This window comes from Rhizobium mesosinicum (assembly GCF_019511345.1).
Lineage (GTDB): Bacteria > Pseudomonadota > Alphaproteobacteria > Rhizobiales > Rhizobiaceae > Rhizobium > Rhizobium mesosinicum.
In genome coordinates this window covers 94,743-113,434 of the sequence record NZ_JAEUAK010000001.1, presented here as the reverse complement: position 1 = coordinate 113,434, position 18,692 = coordinate 94,743, and the positions used below count along the sequence as shown (strand labels likewise).

Below are 18,692 nucleotides of genomic sequence, written 5' to 3'. Positions count from 1 at the left end.
TCCACGCCCCGGCAGACCGGGCCGTGGACGGAAGGCTTTTCGGAGCCTGTGACGGATAATCATGGCGAGCCTCAGAAGGTCTGGCCGGCGATCATGACCAGGTGCTCGACGACAGGGCCAAGGGCCAGTGCCGGAAAGAAGGTGAGACCGCCGACGATCAGGATCGTGCCGATGAGCAGGCCGACGAAGAGCGGACCATCTGTCGGGAAGGTGCCTGCCGAGGCCGGAACCGTCTTCTTCGTGACCAGAGAGCCGGCAATCGCAAGAGCCGGAATGATGACGAGGAAGCGGCCCATGAGCATGCCGATGCCGAGCGTGACGTTGTACCAGGGCGTGTTGCCCGTGAGGCCGCCGAAAGCCGAGCCGTTGTTTGCCGCAGCCGACGTATAGGCATAAAGGATTTCGGAGAAACCGTGCGGGCCTGCCGTGCCGATCGAAGCCACCGCCGAGGGCAGGACGCTGGCGATCGCGGTGAACACCAGCATGGCGAGCGGCAGGCAGAGGATGGCGAGAACGGCCATCTTCATCTCCTTCGCCTCGATCTTCTTGCCGAGATATTCCGGTGTGCGGCCGACCATGAGGCCTGCCACGAAGACGGCAACGATGATGAAGAGCAGGATGCCGTAGAAACCTGCGCCGACACCGCCGACGATAATTTCACCGAGCTGCATGTTGATGAGCGGAATCAAGCCGCCGAGCGCTGTGAACGAGCCGTGCATGGCATTGACCGCGCCGCAGGAGGCGGCCGTGGTGATGACCGCAAACAGTGAGGACAAGGTGATGCCGAAGCGGACTTCCTTGCCTTCCATGTTACCGCCCTGCAGGCCGAAGGTATGCATCAGCGGGTTGCCCGCGGCTTCGGCCCAGTAAGTGATGCCGACGCCGACGATAAAGAGAATACCCATCGCAGCCAGGATCGCCCAGCCCTGGCGCTGGTTGCCGACCATGCGGCCGAAGACGTTGGTCAGGGCTGCACCGATCGCAAAGATCGACACCATCTGGATGAGGTTTGAGATCGCATTCGGGTTTTCGAAGGGATGGGCGGAGTTGACGTTGAAGAAGCCGCCGCCATTGGTGCCAAGCATCTTGATGGCAAGCTGAGAAGCGACCGGGCCGACGGCGATCGTCTGTTTGGCGCCTTCCAGCGTCGTTGCATCGACATAGGGGCCAAGCGTTTGCGGAACGCCGAGCCAGACATAGGCGAGCGTCAGCACAATGCAGATCGGCAGCAGAATGTAGAGTGTGGAGCGGATAAGATCGACCCAGAAATTGCCGATCGCCTTGCCCGATGCGCGCGAGAAGGCGCGGATGAAAGCAACAGCGATCGCCATCCCGGTCGCTGCCGACACGAAATTCTGCACCGTCAGACCCATCATCTGGGTCAAGTACGACATGGTGCTTTCGCCGCCGTAATTCTGCCAGTTGGTGTTCGTCGGGAAGCTGACGGCAGTGTTGAAAGCAAGATCCGTCGGCACGGCTGTCATGCTTGCCGGATTGTAAGGGAGCCCGCCCTGCAGACGCATGATCGCATAAAGCAAGACGACGCCCATCAGATTGAACATCAGCATGGCGAAGGCATACGACGTCCAGTGCTGGTCCTTGCGCTCGCTGGTGCCGGCAGCGGCGTAAAGCCCCCGTTCGATCGGAACGAGGATCGGTGAGAGGAATGTGCGCTCGCCGCTGTAGACGCGTGTCATATAGCCGCCAAGCGGTTTGACGAGCACGAGGACGATCCCGCAGTAAAGCAGGATCTGAAGCCATCCGTTGAGGGTCATGGAGGAAACTTTCAGTACCCGGCCGCTTCGGGATCAGAAGCGCCGGTTTTGTCAGAAACGTTCTGGGCGGATGAGAGCGTAGGTGAGGTGGACGGTGAGAAACACGGTCACGGCACCGCTCAGCACATAATCGAGGGTCATCGTTCTCTCCTGTCAAAGCCTGTCACAGGCGCGCGTATAGGCAAAGCAAAGTCCGAAGAATACGACTGCAGTGCCGAGTAGAATTATATCCATCATCGATCTTGACTCCGGTTTGTTATTCTTGGAGTCAGACAAGCCAAAGGGCGCCATTCCGGTGAGGCGGCGCCTTTTATGCTTTCTGGCGTGGAGATGATCTTTGCGATCTCTCGGACATCATATGCGGCCAAAGCGCATAAAGGTTCGAGATTGCGCGGAGGGTATCAATATAAAAATCTTATAATGCTTTTATGCGGCCAAAGCCGCGCTTTAGGGCGCCCGATGCGCAAAAACGTGCCCGGACGGGGTGGCTCAAATGTCGGAAGCCTCAGGGGTCGACCCGGAACTGGTAGTGGCCCTCAGCACTGTGGCCATCCATCGAGAGGACATGCCAGTTGAGCGTATAGACACCGGGCGCCATGGCGGGATCGAGCGGAATCTTGAAGACGGAGCCTTCCGGCCCCGAAAGAAACGGCTTGCCGATCGGCAATGTGAGACCCTGGGCATCGAGCAGCGTAGCGGTCGAGCGGGCAAGATCGACAGGGCCGGTAAAGGTGAGCTCTAGGTTGGCCGGCACCAGCTGCTCTTCCTGCTGTAGCGGCGGAAGCGATGCTTCCTCGATCGCTGCGGACGCCTGGCCTGCGGCCAAGAGAAGAGATGCAAACAGGCAGAATGACGCGATCGATTTCATGACGGTCTTTCCCTAGGTGCCGATCCGCAAGGCCGGGGGCGTCATGCCCGCCACACCATGCCGGCGCATGCTTAATAACGCTGCGACGGGCGATTTCGATCCCGTGCCGGTGCAATAATCCGCACCGGCTGAAGCAATGACTGCCGCTGGCGGCTTTGCGGAAGTGCGGCGAGAGCCTCATTCATCAGGTTGAGCCAGAAATCGCGGAGCTGTTTCGCCATCTGCGAGGTGGAAGACAAGTTTCTGCCGACGTTATCATTGTCGTGCTTCATTGCTTTTCTCCTTCCCACTTGTCGTGGTCGTTGAAGGTAATGTAGTCCTCGCGGCGCTTTTCCGGAATCATACAGACGTTTAGGGCAGCCTTATCTTTCGGGTGATAATCATCTGAGCATTTCGTCACATAATGAGCAGAAGCCTGCTGGAGATGATTGAATTGTCGTCCCGTGCGGTCTTATAGTCGGCGCAACGGCGCCCGATAAATTATGGGAGCCATAGGGAAGGAAACCGATCATGACCAAAGTCCGTGCGCTGGTACTCGAGCGCCAGCATGAGCTCGCGCTTCGCGATATCGATCTGCCTCTGGAGACAGGCCCGGGGCAGGTGAAGATCAAGATTCATACTGTGGGTGTCTGCGGCTCCGACGTGCACTATTATACGCACGGCAAGATCGGCCCCTTCATCGTCAATGAGCCTATGGTGCTCGGCCATGAGGCTGCAGGCACAGTGATCGAGGTCGGCGCCGGTGTCACGCATCTGAAGGTCGGCGATCGCGTCTGCATGGAACCCGGCATTCCTGATCCCAATTCCAAGGCAAGCCGGCTTGGCATGTACAATGTTGATCCGGCCGTCACGTTCTGGGCGACGCCGCCGATCCACGGCGTGCTGACCCCTGAAGTCGTGCACCCGGCCAATTATACGTTCAAGCTGCCGGACAATGTCAGCTTCGCCGAAGGCGCAATGGTCGAACCTTTCGCGGTCGGCATGCAGGCAGCCACCAAGGCGAAGATCGCACCCGGCGACACGGCCGTCGTGCTTGGCGCCGGTCCGATTGGCACCATGGTTGCGATCGCCGCTCTTGCTGGCGGTTGCGCCCGTGCGATCGTTGCTGATCTTGCCCAGCCGAAGCTCGATATTGCTGCGCAGTATCAGGGCGTCATTCCGGTCAACATCCGCGAAAGGAACCTTGCGGAGGAAGTCGGCCGGCTGACCGATGGCTGGGGTGCGGATGTCGTCTTCGAATGCTCAGGCTCGCCAAAAGCCTGGGAGACGATCATGGCTTTGCCGCGCCCTGGCGGCGTCATCGTCGCCGTCGGCCTGCCGGTCAATCCTGTTGGTTTCGACGTGTCGACGGCCTCGACCAAGGAAATCCGCATAGAGACGGTGTTCCGTTACGCGCATCAGTATGAGCGCTCGATCGCCCTTCTCGGATCAGGGCGTGTCGACCTGAAGCCGCTGATATCAGAGACGTTCACCTTCGAAGATTCGATCAAGGCTTTCGATCGTGCGGTCGAGGCGCGTCCTGATGATGTCAAACTGCAGATCGTCATGGACTAAGATCCCTTATGGGGACTTGATTCCAAATTTTCTCTTGCGAAACATCAGCGCCGCGCCCGCGATAAGGGCCGCGGCACCAAGTGCGATCAGCAGATGATGATGCAGCGGAAGGCGACCGAATATCTGGTGAATCCCGTGCCCAAAGGCATAGCCGAGTGCCGTGAAAAGCTGCCCCCAGATGAGCGCGGCCAGGAGGTTGAGCACAAGAAACCTCTGCGTCGAGATGTGTGTCGTGCCGATGACGATCGGGCTGATCGTCCGTAATCCCACCAGAAAGCGGAACGCAAAAATGAATCCGGTCGGATACTTTTCGAGAAGCTGCGTGACCCGTGTGAGCGCCGGCGTCTCCATCACGCGGCGAACGAAGCTCCATTGGGCGGCATAGCGGCCGGCAAAGAACCACATCTGATCTCCGGCGAACGATCCCGCCGAAGCTGCCATCGAGGCGGCCCAATAGGACAGAAGCTCGCGATGGGCGATGACGCCGCCGAGAAAGGCAGCGGTTTCACCCTCAAAGGCGGTGCCGAGAACGATCGCCGGGAGGCCGTAATTTTCGATCAGCAGTTCGATATTCAATGACCGGCCTCCGGCTGATTGCGATCTTCGGCGATCAGACCGCCTTCAACTCACCGAGCAGCGTTGGGATCAATTCCGAAACGGTCGGGTGGATCGGCACGGACCACTGCAGCACCGGATAGGTCGTCCCGGCATTCATCGCATCGATGAGGCCGTGAATCACCTCGTCGCCCTCGATGCCGAGGATGGCTGCACCCAGGATTTCCTTGGTCTCGGCATCTGCGACTACCTTCATGAAGCCCTTGGTTTCGCCCCGCTCATTGGCGCGGCCGACCTTGCTCATCGGGCGGGTTGAGACCATGATCTTGCGGCCCGAGGCGCGTGCCTGCTTTTCCGTCAAGCCGACGCGGCCGAGCGGCGGATCGATATAGAGAGCGTAGGCGAGAATGCGGCTTGAAACCTTGCGATCGCCACCGTCGAGCAGATTGGCGGCGGCGATCTCGAAGTCATTGTAGGATGTATGGGTGAAGGCACCGTGGCCGTTGCAGTCCCCGAGGGCCCAGATGCCCTCGACATTGGTGGCCAGCCGATCGTCGACCGTAATGAAGCCGCGCTTGTCGGTGGCCACGCCCGCGGCATCGAGGCCCAGATCGTCGGTATTCGGCGCCCGGCCGGTGGCGACAAGCACGTGGCTCGCCTCGATCGTCTCGGAGTCGACTGCGATGGTCGCACCATCGGCGCTCTTGGCGAAGCGGATGTCCTTGACGTCGGTATGGATCTTTATGCCCTCGGACCTCAGGATATCGGCGATCGCATCGGAAATATCCTCGTCCTCGCGGGAGGCGAGTTTCGGGCCGCGCTCGATCACCGTCACCTCCGTACCGAAACGCCGGTACATCTGTGCAAATTCCAGGCCGATATAGCTGCCGCCGATAATGGCGAGATGCTTCGGCAGGCTGTCGAGATGGATGATGCCGGTGCTGGTCAGATAATCGATATCGGCAAGGCCCGGCATGTCGGGAATCGTCGGGCGGGCGCCGACATTGAGGAAAATCTTCGGTGCCGTCAGCGTCTCGCCATTGACAACGACTTCTTTCGGGCCTGTGAAGCGGGCGTGGCCATAGATAACGGTCATGGTTTTCATGCTGCCGAACCAGCTGCTCAAACCGTTTCGGGCGTTCATGATGATCGTCTCTGCGCGATCGCGCACGATCTTCATGTCGATTGCAATTTCGCCCGGGATCTGCACGCCGTAATCGGCGCCGCGCCGCGCCACATGGGCGGCGCGGGCGCTCGCTACCAGTGTCTTCGTCGGCATGCAGCCTGCATTGACGCAGGTGCCGCCAAGGAACTTGCGTTCGATCAGCGCCACCTTCATACCAGTCTCCGCCATGCGGGCCGCGAGGAATGGGCCGGCCTGGCCGGCGCCGATGAAGATTGCGTCGAAGCTCTTCATCAGACCGCCCACGCGATGATAATGGCGCCGACGACAGCGACGGCATCCTCGATCAGCGCTGCCGGACGATCCTGGCCGAAGGAGGCTGCAAGTTTGCCGCGGGCGGCTGCGCCGCCGAGCGTGCCGATGACCGCGCCAATGACGCCGGCGAGCAGGCCTCCGAAGAGCAGGCTGCTTGCGGCACCGATGACGGCACCGCACAGCGCGCCGACGATAATGCGGGTGGCAAACTGGATTGGCACCTTGCGCGAGGGGGTGGAGGGCAACTGGTCGGTGATGAGCTCAATAACGGCAAGCGCTGTAAAGATCCATGGCGTCCACCGGTAACCGAAGAAGGCGAGCGGCGTTTGAGAGATGTCGAACCAACCGAGTGCGGCGCCCCAGGCGATGGCGGCAGGTGCGGTCATGGCGCGAAGACCGGCAACCACGCCGATCAGAAGTGCGAGCAGCAGAAACATATGCAGATCCCCTTGCACCGCCAGCCTCTCTGCCGCGGTGAGGGGAGGTTTGCACATTGTTATCCAGGTTGCAATTCGCCTTGCACGCCGCTGAATCAGTTGGAGAAGGCGGCAATGCCTGTGATCGCACGACCGAGAATGAGCGCATGAATGTCATGCGTTCCTTCGTAGGTGTTGACCACTTCGAGATTGACGAGGTGGCGGGCGACGCCGAACTCGTCCGAAATGCCGTTGCCGCCCAGCATGTCACGGGCTGTACGGGCGATCTCCAGTGCCTTGCCGCAGGAATTGCGCTTGAGGATCGAGGTCAGTTCGACAGGCGGATGGCCCTCTTCCTTCATGCGGCCGAGACGCAAACATCCTTGAAGACCGAGCGAGATTTCAGTTGCCATATCGGCAAGCTTCTTCTGGATAAGCTGGTTGGCGGCGAGCGGCCGGCCAAACTGCTGGCGGTCCAGCGTATATCGCCGGGCCATGGCATAGCAGGCTTCGGCCGCACCGAGCGCGCCCCAGGCGATGCCGAAGCGAGCGGAGTTGAGGCAGGTAAACGGACCCTTGAGGCCGCTGACGTGGGGCAGTAGATTCTCTTCCGGCACGAAGACATCGTCCATGACGACTTCGCCGGTGATCGAGGCGCGAAGCCCAACCTTGCCTTGAATCTTCGGAGCCGACAGGCCTTTCGAGCCTTTTTCCAGGATGAAGCCGCGGATGAGGCCATCCTCGGTCTTTGCCCAGACGACGAAGACATCCGCAATCGGCGCGTTTGAGATCCAGGTCTTGGAACCCGTCAGACTATAGCCGCCATCGACCTTCTTTGCCCGCGTCGCCATGGAGCCCGGATCAGAGCCGTGATTGGGCTCGGTCAGGCCAAAACACCCGATCCATTCGCCGGTCGCAAGCTTCGGCAGATATTTCTTCTTCTGCTCTTCGGAGCCGAAGGCGTCGATCGGCACCATGACGAGCGAGGACTGCACGCTCATCATGGAGCGGTAACCGCTGTCGACCCGCTCCACCTCGCGGGCGATCAGGCCGTAAGCGACGTAGCCAAGGCCGGCGCCCCCATATTCCGGATCGATCGTCGGGCCGAGAAGGCCGAGTTCACCCATCTCCCGGAAGACTTCCGGATCAGTCTTCTCATTGCGGAAGGCTTCGAGCACACGGGGGCCGAGCTTCTCCTGCGCATAGGCATGTGCGGTCTCCTGCACCATGCGCTCCTCGTCGGTCAGCTGCTCCACGAGCCGGAACGGATCTGCCCAATCGAAAACCTCGCGCCTGTGCTGCATGTCCAATCTCCTCACCATCATTCAGGCATGCCTGATCTATGGTCGCATAGACCTGCCCGGTTACGGCGTCAACAAGACGGGGTCGCGCACCAAAGACGCAGAAGTCATCTTTTCAAATGCGGATCGTTGCGCCAGTTTGCGGGCGACAGATTTGGAATGAGGAGGCAGACATGTCATCAAGCGATCTCTTCGTATCGGCCGAAGGCGCCGAATGGGTAAACCCGGAGCCGGGCGTGACCCGCCGGATCATGACTTATCGGCCGGAGATGATGATGGTGGAAGTGGCTTTCGAGGCAGGCGCTGTGGGGGCTGCCCATTTCCATCCGCATATCCAGGCAAGTTATGTCGCAGAAGGCAGCTTCGAGGTGACGATCGACGGTCGCACTGAAGTCTTGAAGCAGGGCGGCAGCTTCATCGTGCCGCCCAATCTCGTCCACGGCGTCAAGGCGCTGGAAAGGGGTCGCCTGATCGATACTTTCACTCCGCATCGCGCCGAATTCCTGAAATAGTCACATCTCCGCCTTCGCCTTTCGCGCGGCGCCGATATAGGGCGGGATGAAACAGGCGTCTTCGCTGCGTGCCGTTTCCCTCAGGAAGTCGATGACGGCGCGCACGCGCGGCGCTTGCTTCAAGTCGCGGTGGCAGGTGATCCAGTAGTGCCGCTTGAGATCGATCTCATCAGGCAGCACGCGCACCAGTTCGGGATAACGGCAGGCAAAGAAATAGGGCAGGATGCCGAGGCCGAGGCCGTTTCTGGTGGCCGTCAGCTGCGCAAAGATGCTGGAACTTTGGAATTGCGGCTTGATGCGCGGATGCACGTCGCCAAGATAATCGAGCCCCGGCGCGAAGATCATTTCCTCGATATAACTGATGAAGGGATGGTTCAGCAGGTCGTCACGCGTCGTGACGGGTGCTGCGCGGGCGAGATAGTCGCGCGAAGCATAGACCTGCAGATGATAGTCCGTCAGCTTTTCGGCAAAGTAGGGGCCGCCTTTGGGCTCGTCGAGGACGACGGAAATATCCGCCTCCTTGCGCGAGAGCGACATGATCTGCTGGATGGTGACGAGTTCCAGCGCCAGATGCGGATGGCGGGCGGCAAATTGCGGCAGGACGGTCGCAAAGAAGAAATTGGCGAAGCCCTCAGGTGCGCTGAGGCGCACGAGACCGCGCTGGCTGAGCGAGCCATCGGCGAGATCGGCTCGCAGCCGCTCCGTTTCCTGTTCCATCTTCTCGGCCGTCTCGACGAAGCGTGTGCCCATGGCAGTCAGCACGTAACCGCGCGGATTTCGCTCGAAGAGCTTCACCTTCAGTGCGAATTCCAGCCGATCGATACGCCGTGACACAGTCGCATGGCTTGAGCGCAACTGTCGGGCCGCCGTCGAAAGCTGGCCGGTGCGGGCGACGGCTAGAAAAAACTGCAGGTCGTCCCAAGTAAACTGCGAGGCGTGGCTCATAGGCGTCGCCCATCCATCTACGTCTTTGGTCTAATGCCGCCCGCAAAGGAGAGCGCTATGACTGTCGCTACAGCGCCAATATCGCGGGTTCTGTTCAAAAACGAACAGATACTGTTTGGAATTAAATGTAAACTGCCAGTTGCCTCATGGAGAGAATTCCGTGATCGTAAGGGCGGAGCGGCTGCCTTGAGGAGAGCGGGTCGCCAAATTTGAACAGATTCGCGATCTGGCCAATCTCTGGGAGGAGAGACTATGCGAAAGAATCTTATTGCGTCCGTTGCATTTTTGCTTGCAAGCAGCACCACCGTGTTCGCCCAAAGTGCTGCCATTTCCGATGGCAAGGTCAAGATCGGTATTCTGAACGACCAGTCGGGCGTCTATGCCGACTTCGGCGGCAAGTCCTCTGTCGAGGCTGCCAAGATGGCCGTCGAGGACTTCGGCGGCAAGGTACTCGACATGCCGGTCGAGATCGTCAACGCCGACCACCAGAACAAACCTGATATCGCCTCCAACATTGCCCGCCAATGGTATGACACCGAACAGGTCGATGCTATTATGGAGCTGACGACCTCTTCCGTGGCGCTTGCCGTGCAGGCCATCGCCAAGGAAAAGAAGAGGATCGATATCGTCACCGGTGCTGCGACGACGGATCTCACCGGCAAGGCCTGCTCGCCCTATGGCTTCCACTGGGCCTATGATACCCATGCTCTGGCCGTCGGCACCGGCGGCGCGCTGGTCAAACAGGGCGGCGACAGCTGGTTCTTTCTGACGGCGGACTATGCTTTCGGCTACTCGCTGGAACAGCAGACGACCGATTACGTGAAGGCGAGCGGCGGCACTGTCGTCGGTTCGGTGCGTCATCCCCTGTCGACCCAGGACTTCTCGTCCTTCCTGCTGCAGGCGCAATCGTCCGGCGCCAAGGTGATCGGCCTTGCCAACGCCGGTCTCGATACGTCGAACGCCATCAAACAGGCCTCTGAATTCGGCATCACCCAGGGTGGTCAGCATCTGGCGGCGCTGCTGTTCACGCTTGCAGAAGTCCATGGCCTCGGCATGGAGGCGGCGCAGGGCCTGACGTTGACGGAAGGCTATTACTGGAATCGCGACGACCAGAGCCGGGAATTCGCCAAGAAGTTCTTCGCCCGTACCGGCAAGATGCCCAACATGATCCACGCCGGCACCTATTCGGCCGTTACGCAATATCTGAAGGCGATCCAGAAGGCGGGCACGGATGAGACGGAAGCCGTCGCCAAGCTGCTTCATGAAATGCCTGTCGATGATGTCTTCGGCCGCGGCGGCACGGTTGGCCCAAATGGCCGCATGATCCACGACATGTACCTGTTGCAGGTCAAGAAGCCGTCGGAAAGCAAGGAGCCGTGGGACTACTTCAACGTTCTCGCCACCATCCCAGGCAAGGAAGCCTATATCGACCCCGCCAAGAGCGGCTGCGATCTGGTGAAGTGAACGATGGCGGTTTCCGCACTTGAAACTCAGGCCAAGCCGCGGGTGGTGCTTTCCGCCCGCGGCCTGCAGCGCGATTTCGGCGGCTTCACGGCCGTCAAGAATGTCGATCTCGATGTGCATGATGCGAGCGTGCATGCGCTGATTGGGCCGAATGGTGCCGGCAAGACGACCGTGTTCAACCTGCTCACCAAGTTCCTGCAGCCGACATCAGGCACCATCACGCTGATGGGCACCGACATCACCAGGACGCCGCCCGACAGGGTGGCGCGCATGGGCCTCGTCCGCTCCTTCCAGATATCAGCCGTCTTCCCGCATCTTTCCGTGCTCGACAATATCAGGGTCGCCCTGCAGCGGCCGAACAATCTGTCCACGCAATTCTGGCGGCCGCTTTCGGCGCTCGACAGCCTGAACGACCGAGCCGAACAATTACTCGCCAGCGTCGGGCTTTCCAAAGAGCGCGATCATATCGCCGCCGACCTCTCCTATGGCCGTAAGCGCGTGCTGGAGATTGCGACTACGCTGGCGCTCGATCCGAAAGTGCTGCTGCTCGACGAGCCGATGGCTGGGATGGGCCAGGAGGATGTCAGCGTCGTCTCGGCCATCATTCGCGATGTCGCGCGCGATCGTGCGGTTCTGATGGTCGAACACAATCTCTCCGTCGTCGCCAATATCTGCCAGCATGTGACCGTGCTGCAGCGCGGTGAAATCCTTGCCGAGGGTGATTATGTGACCGTCAGCCAGGACGAGCGCGTGCGCCAAGCCTATATGGGCACGGAGGAGCACCACTGATGGCGCCGCTTCTCGAAGTCCAGGGTCTGAATGCCTGGTATGGCGAAAGCCATATTCTGCACGGCATCGACATGACGGTTGGCGAAGGCGAGATGATCACCATTCTCGGCCGCAATGGCGTTGGCAAGACGACGACTCTGCGCACCATCACCGGCATCGTGCGTGCGCGAAAGGGAAAGATCAGTTTTGCCGGCACCGATATGATGCATGTGCCGCTTCATAAGACGGCCCACAAGGGTATTGGTTTCGTGCCGGAAGAACGCGGCATCTTCGCGACGCTGACGGTTTCGGAAAATCTGATGTTGCCGCCCGTTGTGGCACCCGGCGGCATGACCCTCGATGAAATCTACGAGCTTTTTCCGAACCTTTACGAGCGGCGCACGAGCTCCGGCACCAAGCTTTCGGGCGGCGAGCAGCAGATGCTGGCGATCGCCCGCATCCTGCGCACCGGCGTGCGCCTGCTGTTGCTCGATGAACCGACCGAGGGGCTGGCGCCTGTCATCGTCCAGCGTATCGGCGAGGTTCTGAAAACGCTGAAGGAACGCGGCATGACCATCGTGCTCGTCGAACAGAATTTCCGCTTTGCAAGCCGTATTGCCGATCGCTTCTATCTGATGGATCATGGGCAGATGGTCTCGGAATTCCCGGTCGGCGAACTGCCGCAGCGCATGGATATGCTGCACAAGGTTCTGGGAGTGTGACGCGATGACGATGATCTTCGGCATTCCTTTGCAGGCGCTGTTCGGCCAGTTGCTGATCGGCCTGATCAACGGGTCTTTCTATGCGCTGCTGAGCCTTGGTCTTGCGATCATTTTCGGTCTTCTGCGCGTCATCAATTTCGCGCATGGCGCCCAGTACATGCTTGGCGCTTTCGTCGCCTATCTGCTCTTGAACTATCTCGGTATCGGCTACTGGCCGTCGCTGATTCTGGCGCCCGTCATCGTTGGGCTTGCCGGCGCGGTCATCGAGCGGCTCTTCCTGCGCCGGCTCTACGATCTCGACCCGCTCTACGGCCTACTCTTCACTTTCGGTCTGGCGCTCGCCGTTGAAGGCACGTTCCGATATCTCTACGGCTCTTCGGGCCAGCCCTATGCAACGCCGCCCGCACTTGCCGGCGGCGTGAACCTCGGTTTCATGTTCCTCCCGATCTATCGCGGCTGGGTGGTGGTCGTTTCGCTCGTCGTCTGCATCGGCACCTGGCTGCTCATCGAAAAGACCAAGCTCGGCGCCTATCTGCGCTCGGCAACGGAAAATGCCACCCTCGTGCAGGTCTTCGGCGTCAACGTGCCTGTTCTGTTGACCTTAACCTATGCGCTTGGCGCCGGCCTTGCTGCCTTCGCCGGCGTGCTCGCCGCACCCATCTACCAGGTTTCACCGCTGATGGGCTCGAATATGATCATCGTCGTCTTCGCGGTGGTCGTCGTTGGCGGCATGGGCTCGATCATGGGCGCCATCATCACCGGTTACGTGCTCGGCATAGCCGAGGGGCTGACGAAGGTATTCTACCCGGAGGCCTCCAATATCGTCATCTTCGTCATCATGGCGATCGTGCTTCTCATCAGGCCCGCGGGCCTCTTCGGCCGGGATGCGTGACATGGCTGACATCACCGAGATCATCCGAACGGAAAAGAGCCGCACTGCCCTTTCGGTGCAGGCCGGTTTCCTGATCATCGGGCTCTTGGTTCTCTTGCTCGCGCCCTTCTTCTTCTACCCGATCTTCCTGATGAAGCTGCTCTGCTTCGCGCTCTTTGCCTGCGCCTTTAACCTGCTGCTCGGCTACACCGGGCTGCTCTCCTTCGGCCATGCGACCTTCTTCGGCGGTGCGGCCTATTTCACCGCCTATACAGTGAAATCCTGGGGCTTTCCGCCGGAACTCGGTATCCTTGTCGGCGTTGCCGGAGCGGCCTTTCTTGGCCTCGTCATGGGTTTCTTCGCAATCCGCCGGCAGGGTATCTATTTCGCCATGATCACGCTGGCGCTGTCGCAGATGTTCTTCTTCTTTTGCCTGCAGGCCAAATTTACCGAAGGCGAGGACGGCATCCAGTCCGTACCGCGCGGGTACCTCTTCGGCTTCATCGATCTCAACAACTCCACCAACATGTATTATTTCGTGCTGGCTGTGTTCCTGATCGGACTTCTGATTATCTGGCGCTTCATCAATTCGCCCTTCGGCATGATCCTGAAATCGATCCGCGAAAACGAGCAGCGGTCGATCTCGCTCGGCTATTCCGTGGCGCGCTATAAGCTCGGTGCCTTCGTGATGTCGGCAGCTCTTGCCGGGCTCGCGGGATCCGTCAAGTCGCTGGTCTTCCAGTTCGCGACGCTGACGGATGTCGCCTGGCAGATGTCGGGCGAGGTGATCCTGATGACGCTACTTGGCGGCATCGGCACGCTGATCGGCCCGGTCTTCGGTGCGGGCCTCGTCGTGACGCTGGAAAACTATCTCGCAACCTCGGAATTTCCGGTGACCATCGTCACGGGCGTGGTCTTCATGATCTGCGTGCTGATCTTCCGCCGCGGCATCATTGGCGAATTCTACGCCTCGCGGCTCGGGCGTAAACTGGGCTTTGTCTATCGCCGCTGAACGGGCGGACCTCTTTTCCTGCAATGGGAAAGGATGTGCAGCGGCGCCGCGAAATCCCGCCTCCTCGGCCCCGGGGAGGCGGGATGCAGGCATTTCGGAGTGCATGATCCATGGATTGCTATGACTATATCATTATCGGGGCAGGCAGCGCCGGCTGCGTGCTCGCAAATCGGCTGTCGGCCGACCGCAATACGAGGGTCTTGCTGCTGGAGGCGGGCGGCAACGACAATTACCACTGGATCCACATTCCCGTCGGTTACCTCTACTGCATCAACAATCCGCGCACCGATTGGTGTTTTATCACCGCGCCCGAGGACGGGCTGAACGGGCGGGCGCTGAACTATCCGCGTGGTAAGGTGCTCGGTGGCTGCTCCTCGATCAACGGCATGATCTACATGCGCGGCCAGGCCCGAGACTACGATCTCTGGCGGCAGATGGGGTGCACCGGCTGGGGTTGGGAGGACGTGTTGCCGTTCTTCCGCAAGTCGGAGGATCATTACAAGGGCGAGGACGACATGCATGGCGCCGGCGGCGAATGGCGCGTGGAAAAGGCGCGCGTGCGCTGGGATGTGCTCGATGCCTTCCAGCAGGCGGCCAAGGAGGCCGGCATTCCCGAAACGGCGGATTTCAATCGCGGCAGCAACGAAGGCTCCGGCTATTTCGACGTCAACCAACGCTCCGGCATCCGCTGGAACGCGACCAAGGCCTTCCTGCGCCCGGCGATGAAACGCGGCAATCTGACTGTGATGACGAAGGCGCAGGTTCGGCGATTGTTGATCGAGGAAGGCGCCGTTGTCGGCGTCGAATTTCAACATCGCGGCACGGCAAAGCGGGCCTATGCCGCAAAGGAAACCGTGCTGTCGGCCGGCTCCATAGGTTCGCCACACATCCTGGAACTGTCAGGCGTCGGCCGCGGTGAGGTTCTGCATCAGGCTGGCATCGAAGTGCTGAGGGAAGTGAAAGGCATTGGCGAAAATCTGCAGGATCATCTGCAGCTTCGGATGGCCTACAAGGTTACAGGCGTGCCGACGCTCAACGAAAAGGCGTCGAAGCTGATCGGCAAGGCGGCGATCGGGCTTGAATATCTCATGCGCCGCTCCGGGCCGATGGCGATGGCGCCGAGCCAGCTTGGTATCTTCACCCGTTCGGGACCGGACAAGGAAACGCCCGATCTGCAGTATCACGTGCAGCCGGTGTCGCTGGAGAAATTCGGCGATCCGGTCCACGCCTTTCCTGCGATTACGGCGAGCGTCTGCAATCTCAGGCCGGAAAGCCGCGGCTCCGTGCATGTTTCCAGCCCGGATTTTGCCGCCCAGCCAATCATTGCGCCAAGATACCTCTCGACGCAGCGCGATCGCGACATAGCTGTTCGTTCGATAAAGCTGACGCGCAGGATCGTGGCTCAGCCCTCCTTCGCTCGTTTCCATCCGGAGGAATTCAAGCCGGGTCCGAGCTATAAGAGCGAAGCGGAGCTGGAAAAAGCGGCAGGCGATATCGGCACGACGATTTTTCACCCGGTCGGCACCTGTCGCATGGGCGTCGACAGGGATAGCGTTGTCGATCCGCGGCTCCGGCTGCGGGCGCTCGCCAGGCTGAGGATCGCGGACGCCTCGGTGATGCCGGCCATCACGTCCGGCAACACCAATTCACCGACGATCATGATCGCCGAAAAGGCGGCGGCCATGATCCTGGAAGACAACAGATAGGAGACGGCCATGGCAAGGATCGCATTCATCGGCCTCGGCAATATGGGCGGCCCAATGGCCGCCAATCTCGTCAAGGCTGGCCATGAGGTTCTGGGTTTCGATCTGGCGGCACCCCTCTTAAAGGTGGCGGAGGCAAGCGGCGTGAAACCGGCAAGTCATGCGAGCCAGGCGGTCAAGAAGGCCGAGATCGTCATCACCATGCTGCCGCAGGGAAAACATGTACTGACGGCCTGGACCGATATCCTGCAATCGGCCGCCCCGGCGACCCTCGTCATCGATTGCTCGACGATCGATGTCGAAAGCAGCCGCAAGGCGCATGAGATGGCCAAGGCCGCAAGCTGCCTGTCGCTCGATGCACCGGTTTCCGGCGGTACCGGCGGAGCGAGCGCCGGCACGCTGACCTTCATGGCTGGCGGCTCCGAAGAGGCTTTCGCCAAGGCGGCGCCGATCCTCGAGGCCATGGGCAAGAAGATCGTCCATTGTGGCGAGGCCGGTGCCGGACAGGCGGCGAAGATCTGCAACAACATGATCCTCGGCATTTCCATGGTCGGCGTGTGCGAAGCCTTTGTGCTTGCCGAAAAGCTCGGCCTTTCGCATGAAGCGCTCTTCGATGTCGCCTCCACCTCATCCGGCCAGTGCTGGTCGATCAATACCTATTGCCCGGTGCCGGGACCGGTGCCGACCTCGCCTGCCAATAACGACTACAAGCCGGGCTTTGCGGCTGCACTGATGCTCAAGGATCTCAGGCTCTCGCAGGAGGCAGCACTTGCGAGCGGCGCGTCGACGCCGCTTGGCGCGGAAGCCGCACAGCTTTACGCACTCTTCGAGAAGCTCGGCAATGGCGGCAGGGATTTCTCTGCCATCATCGAGCTGTTCCGCGAAAAGACGTGAGGCGGATTTATCGCTCCCAGTAAGCGCCGATGCTCATCCTATGGCGGTCATGGCCGCGCTCGGTCTTGAGGAAATCGCGGATGCGTTTTGCTTCGGATCGTTCGCAGCCGGCCCAGACGAAAGTGTCGGCATCGGCGTCGGCCAGCGCGTTTCTGACGGCGCTCTCGACGAGACCCATCGTGCCGGCGGGCGCGCCATGACGATGCATCCAGATGAGGTCGACCCTACCGGCAGATGGCATCGCAAGCTCTTCCGATGGACCATCGACTTCCAGGAAAATCCGTAGCTGCGTTCCAGTGGGAACTTCGGCGGCGATACGCGAGATGGCGGGCAAGGCCGTCTCGTCTCCTGCGAGGATCATTGACGTGGCTTCCGGCACGCCGCCTCCGCCGGGGCCGAGTGCGCCGGCGATATCGCCGGGCTTCGCATTCATCGCCCATTCGGCGCCCGGCATGTTTTCGCCCTCATGCAGCACAAAGTCGATATCGATCTCCCCGCGCTCAAGATCGATGCTGCGGAACGTGTAGATGCGCACGGTCAGCGCATCCTCGTCCTTCGCCCATTCTATGCGGCCGTCCGCGCGCAGTTTCGGCCAGACGGGCGTGCGACCCTTCGGCGGAATGAGCAGACGGAAGTGCAACCCGCCGTGAGCGAAATGCCTGGCATCGTCGCAGGCCACGGTCACGCGGCGCATATGCGGGCTGATGTTGCGAGCACTGACCACCCGGATTTCACGCAAATCCGGCAGCTGGTCGGCTTTCGGCGCGTCCGACCAGGTTAGTTTCAATCTCTCTTCGCCGGCGAACTGGAAAAGATGCTCGGCAAGCACCGAGCGGACATTCTGAAGCGCCCGCGCGCTCCTGCAGGAAAGCTGGATTGCGAGCTTGCGGCCTTCGTGGCGGATATCGGCCCTGCCGGTAATCATCTCCAGCGTCACCAGATCGCCTTCGCGCTTGACGGTGCTGTGTTCGGCAAAATGCGAGCAAAGCGCGTCGAGCATTCTGGCGGGATCGACGGCGATTGCGACGCCGGATGCGATAAAAGGCTCAGCTAGCATTGTTTGATGTCCTTTTGCCAAAGTGCTCGGGAGAACAATGCCATGGGCTACAACAGATAGCTGACCGGCTCGTTGCGAACCGGATGCGGGAAGACGCCCATGCCGATACCGAAGATCGACTGCAGCTTGTCGGCCTGCATGATCTCGGCCGGCGTTCCCTCTGCGGTGATCTTGCCGTGGTTGAGGGCGATGATCGCATCGCAATAGCGGGCCGCGAGATTGATGTCGTGGAGCACGATGATGACTGTGAGCCCACGTTCGTGGCTGAGTTCCTGCACCAACGAAAGAACGCTTGCCTGATGGGCGAGGTCCAGCGCCGACGTGGGTTCGTCGAGCAGCAGGCAACGGGCATTCTGCGCAAGCATCATCGCGATCCAGGCGCGCTGGCGCTCGCCACCGGACATGCTGGCGACGAGACGGTCGGCAAAATCCTCGAGTTCGGTACGGATGATTGCGTCCTCGACCATCTGGCGGTCCGTGGCGCTGAAACGGCCGAGTGTGCCGTGCCAGGGAAAGCGGCCGAGCGCCACGAGTTCGAGCACGGTCATGCCGTCAGTTGCCGGCGTGAACTGCGGCATGTACGCGACATGGCGGGCGAAGGCGCGGCTGCTCCAGTCGGCGGCGGCCTTGCCGTCGAAGGAGATCATGCCGTTCCTTGGGGCGACCTGCCGGGCGATGATCTTCAGAAGTGTGCTCTTGCCGGAACCGTTCGGGCCGACAAGGCCATAGATGCGGCCAGCCTCGAGCGTCAGATCGATGCCGTTGAGTATGGGTCTGGTGCCGATGGCATAGTCTATTCCGGAAAGGCTCAGGAAGGGCGTGGACACAAGGAAACTC

The 18,692-nt window shown here is 60.5% G+C and carries 20 protein-coding genes; 9 read left to right on the top strand and 11 right to left on the bottom strand.

Features of this window, described 5'->3' with window-relative positions; all coding sequences use genetic code 11:
• Nucleotides 1–71 precede the first annotated feature (71 nt).
• From kdpA to JNB85_RS00565, 4 genes are all read right to left on the bottom strand, one after another.
• On the bottom strand, nucleotides 72–1,775 hold the full coding sequence (gene kdpA, locus JNB85_RS00580; RefSeq protein WP_220332450.1) for a potassium-transporting ATPase subunit KdpA: 1,704 nt from the start codon (nucleotides 1,773–1,775) through the stop codon (nucleotides 72–74).
• A gap of 51 nt (nucleotides 1,776–1,826) precedes the next feature.
• Nucleotides 1,827–1,916, bottom strand: a complete 90-nt coding sequence (gene kdpF, locus JNB85_RS00575; RefSeq protein WP_220332449.1) for a K(+)-transporting ATPase subunit F — start codon at nucleotides 1,914–1,916, stop codon at nucleotides 1,827–1,829.
• Between the two features lie 364 nt (nucleotides 1,917–2,280).
• Nucleotides 2,281–2,643 (bottom strand): copper resistance CopC family protein, encoded by a 363-nt coding sequence (locus JNB85_RS00570; RefSeq protein WP_220332448.1) that lies wholly within the window; start codon nucleotides 2,641–2,643, stop codon nucleotides 2,281–2,283.
• A gap of 71 nt (nucleotides 2,644–2,714) precedes the next feature.
• Nucleotides 2,715–2,915, bottom strand: coding sequence for a hypothetical protein (locus tag JNB85_RS00565; protein WP_220332447.1), 201 nt, complete (start codon nucleotides 2,913–2,915; stop codon nucleotides 2,715–2,717).
• Nucleotides 2,916–3,153: 238 nt separating this feature from the next.
• Between JNB85_RS00565 and JNB85_RS00560 the strand changes: the two genes are divergently transcribed.
• Complete coding sequence (locus tag JNB85_RS00560; protein ID WP_220332446.1) at nucleotides 3,154–4,197, top strand: NAD(P)-dependent alcohol dehydrogenase; 1,044 nt, start codon at nucleotides 3,154–3,156, stop codon at nucleotides 4,195–4,197.
• Nucleotides 4,198–4,203: 6 nt separating this feature from the next.
• Here the strand turns inward: JNB85_RS00560 and JNB85_RS00555 are convergent, their stop codons facing one another.
• The 4 genes from JNB85_RS00555 to JNB85_RS00540 form a co-directional block, all read right to left on the bottom strand.
• Entirely contained in the window at nucleotides 4,204–4,773 is a 570-nt protein-coding gene (locus tag JNB85_RS00555; RefSeq protein WP_220332445.1) for a DedA family protein, read from the bottom strand.
• A 34-nt stretch (nucleotides 4,774–4,807) separates the two neighbouring features.
• A complete protein-coding gene (locus tag JNB85_RS00550) occupies nucleotides 4,808–6,169 on the bottom strand; it encodes an FAD-containing oxidoreductase (RefSeq protein ID WP_220332444.1) in 1,362 nt (453 codons plus the stop codon).
• The gene (locus tag JNB85_RS00545; protein ID WP_220332443.1) at nucleotides 6,169–6,627 is read right to left on the bottom strand and encodes a DUF4126 family protein; all 459 of its coding nucleotides are present in this window, start codon (nucleotides 6,625–6,627) and stop codon (nucleotides 6,169–6,171) included. The genes JNB85_RS00550 and JNB85_RS00545 overlap by 1 nt, the downstream gene beginning before the upstream one ends.
• 95 nt (nucleotides 6,628–6,722) lie before the next feature.
• Nucleotides 6,723–7,910 carry an acyl-CoA dehydrogenase gene (locus tag JNB85_RS00540; protein ID WP_220332442.1) on the bottom strand — a complete coding sequence of 396 codons (1,188 nt, stop codon included), beginning with the start codon at nucleotides 7,908–7,910 and terminating at the stop codon, nucleotides 6,723–6,725.
• A gap of 170 nt (nucleotides 7,911–8,080) precedes the next feature.
• On the opposite strand from JNB85_RS00540, the gene JNB85_RS00535 reads away from it, so the two are divergent.
• Nucleotides 8,081–8,419, top strand: a complete 339-nt coding sequence (locus tag JNB85_RS00535; RefSeq protein ID WP_220332441.1) for a cupin domain-containing protein — start codon at nucleotides 8,081–8,083, stop codon at nucleotides 8,417–8,419.
• Here the strand turns inward: JNB85_RS00535 and JNB85_RS00530 are convergent, their stop codons facing one another.
• Complete coding sequence (locus tag JNB85_RS00530; protein WP_220332440.1) at nucleotides 8,420–9,364, bottom strand: LysR family transcriptional regulator; 945 nt, start codon at nucleotides 9,362–9,364, stop codon at nucleotides 8,420–8,422. It abuts the gene before it with no gap.
• 252 nt (nucleotides 9,365–9,616) lie between these two features.
• On the opposite strand from JNB85_RS00530, the gene JNB85_RS00525 reads away from it, so the two are divergent.
• From JNB85_RS00525 to mmsB, 7 genes are all read left to right on the top strand, one after another.
• Entirely contained in the window at nucleotides 9,617–10,828 is a 1,212-nt protein-coding gene (locus JNB85_RS00525) for an ABC transporter substrate-binding protein (protein WP_220332439.1), read from the top strand.
• A 3-nt stretch (nucleotides 10,829–10,831) separates the two neighbouring features.
• Nucleotides 10,832–11,617 carry an ABC transporter ATP-binding protein gene (locus JNB85_RS00520; protein ID WP_220332438.1) on the top strand — a complete coding sequence of 262 codons (786 nt, stop codon included), beginning with the start codon at nucleotides 10,832–10,834 and terminating at the stop codon, nucleotides 11,615–11,617.
• The gene (locus tag JNB85_RS00515; protein ID WP_220332437.1) at nucleotides 11,617–12,318 is read left to right on the top strand and encodes an ABC transporter ATP-binding protein; all 702 of its coding nucleotides are present in this window, start codon (nucleotides 11,617–11,619) and stop codon (nucleotides 12,316–12,318) included. Before JNB85_RS00520 ends, JNB85_RS00515 begins: the two co-directional genes overlap by 1 nt.
• Nucleotides 12,319–12,322: 4 nt before the next feature.
• A complete protein-coding gene (locus JNB85_RS00510; protein ID WP_220332436.1) occupies nucleotides 12,323–13,210 on the top strand; it encodes a branched-chain amino acid ABC transporter permease in 888 nt (295 codons plus the stop codon).
• Nucleotide 13,211: 1 nt separating this feature from the next.
• Nucleotides 13,212–14,201 (top strand): branched-chain amino acid ABC transporter permease, encoded by a 990-nt coding sequence (locus JNB85_RS00505; protein ID WP_220332435.1) that lies wholly within the window; start codon nucleotides 13,212–13,214, stop codon nucleotides 14,199–14,201.
• Between the two features lie 110 nt (nucleotides 14,202–14,311).
• On the top strand, nucleotides 14,312–15,907 hold the full coding sequence (locus JNB85_RS00500; protein ID WP_220332434.1) for a GMC family oxidoreductase: 1,596 nt from the start codon (nucleotides 14,312–14,314) through the stop codon (nucleotides 15,905–15,907).
• Between the two features lie 9 nt (nucleotides 15,908–15,916).
• Nucleotides 15,917–16,798, top strand: a complete 882-nt coding sequence (gene mmsB / locus JNB85_RS00495) for a 3-hydroxyisobutyrate dehydrogenase (protein ID WP_220332433.1) — start codon at nucleotides 15,917–15,919, stop codon at nucleotides 16,796–16,798.
• A 7-nt stretch (nucleotides 16,799–16,805) separates the two neighbouring features.
• On the opposite strand, the gene JNB85_RS00490 is transcribed toward mmsB, so the two are convergent.
• Together JNB85_RS00490 and JNB85_RS00485 are read right to left on the bottom strand one after the other, a co-directional pair.
• Nucleotides 16,806–17,855, bottom strand: a complete 1,050-nt coding sequence (locus JNB85_RS00490; protein WP_220332432.1) for a siderophore-interacting protein — start codon at nucleotides 17,853–17,855, stop codon at nucleotides 16,806–16,808.
• 47 nt (nucleotides 17,856–17,902) lie between these two features.
• The gene (locus JNB85_RS00485) at nucleotides 17,903–18,682 is read right to left on the bottom strand and encodes an ABC transporter ATP-binding protein (protein ID WP_220332431.1); all 780 of its coding nucleotides are present in this window, start codon (nucleotides 18,680–18,682) and stop codon (nucleotides 17,903–17,905) included.
• Between the last annotated feature and the right edge of the window lie 10 nt (nucleotides 18,683–18,692).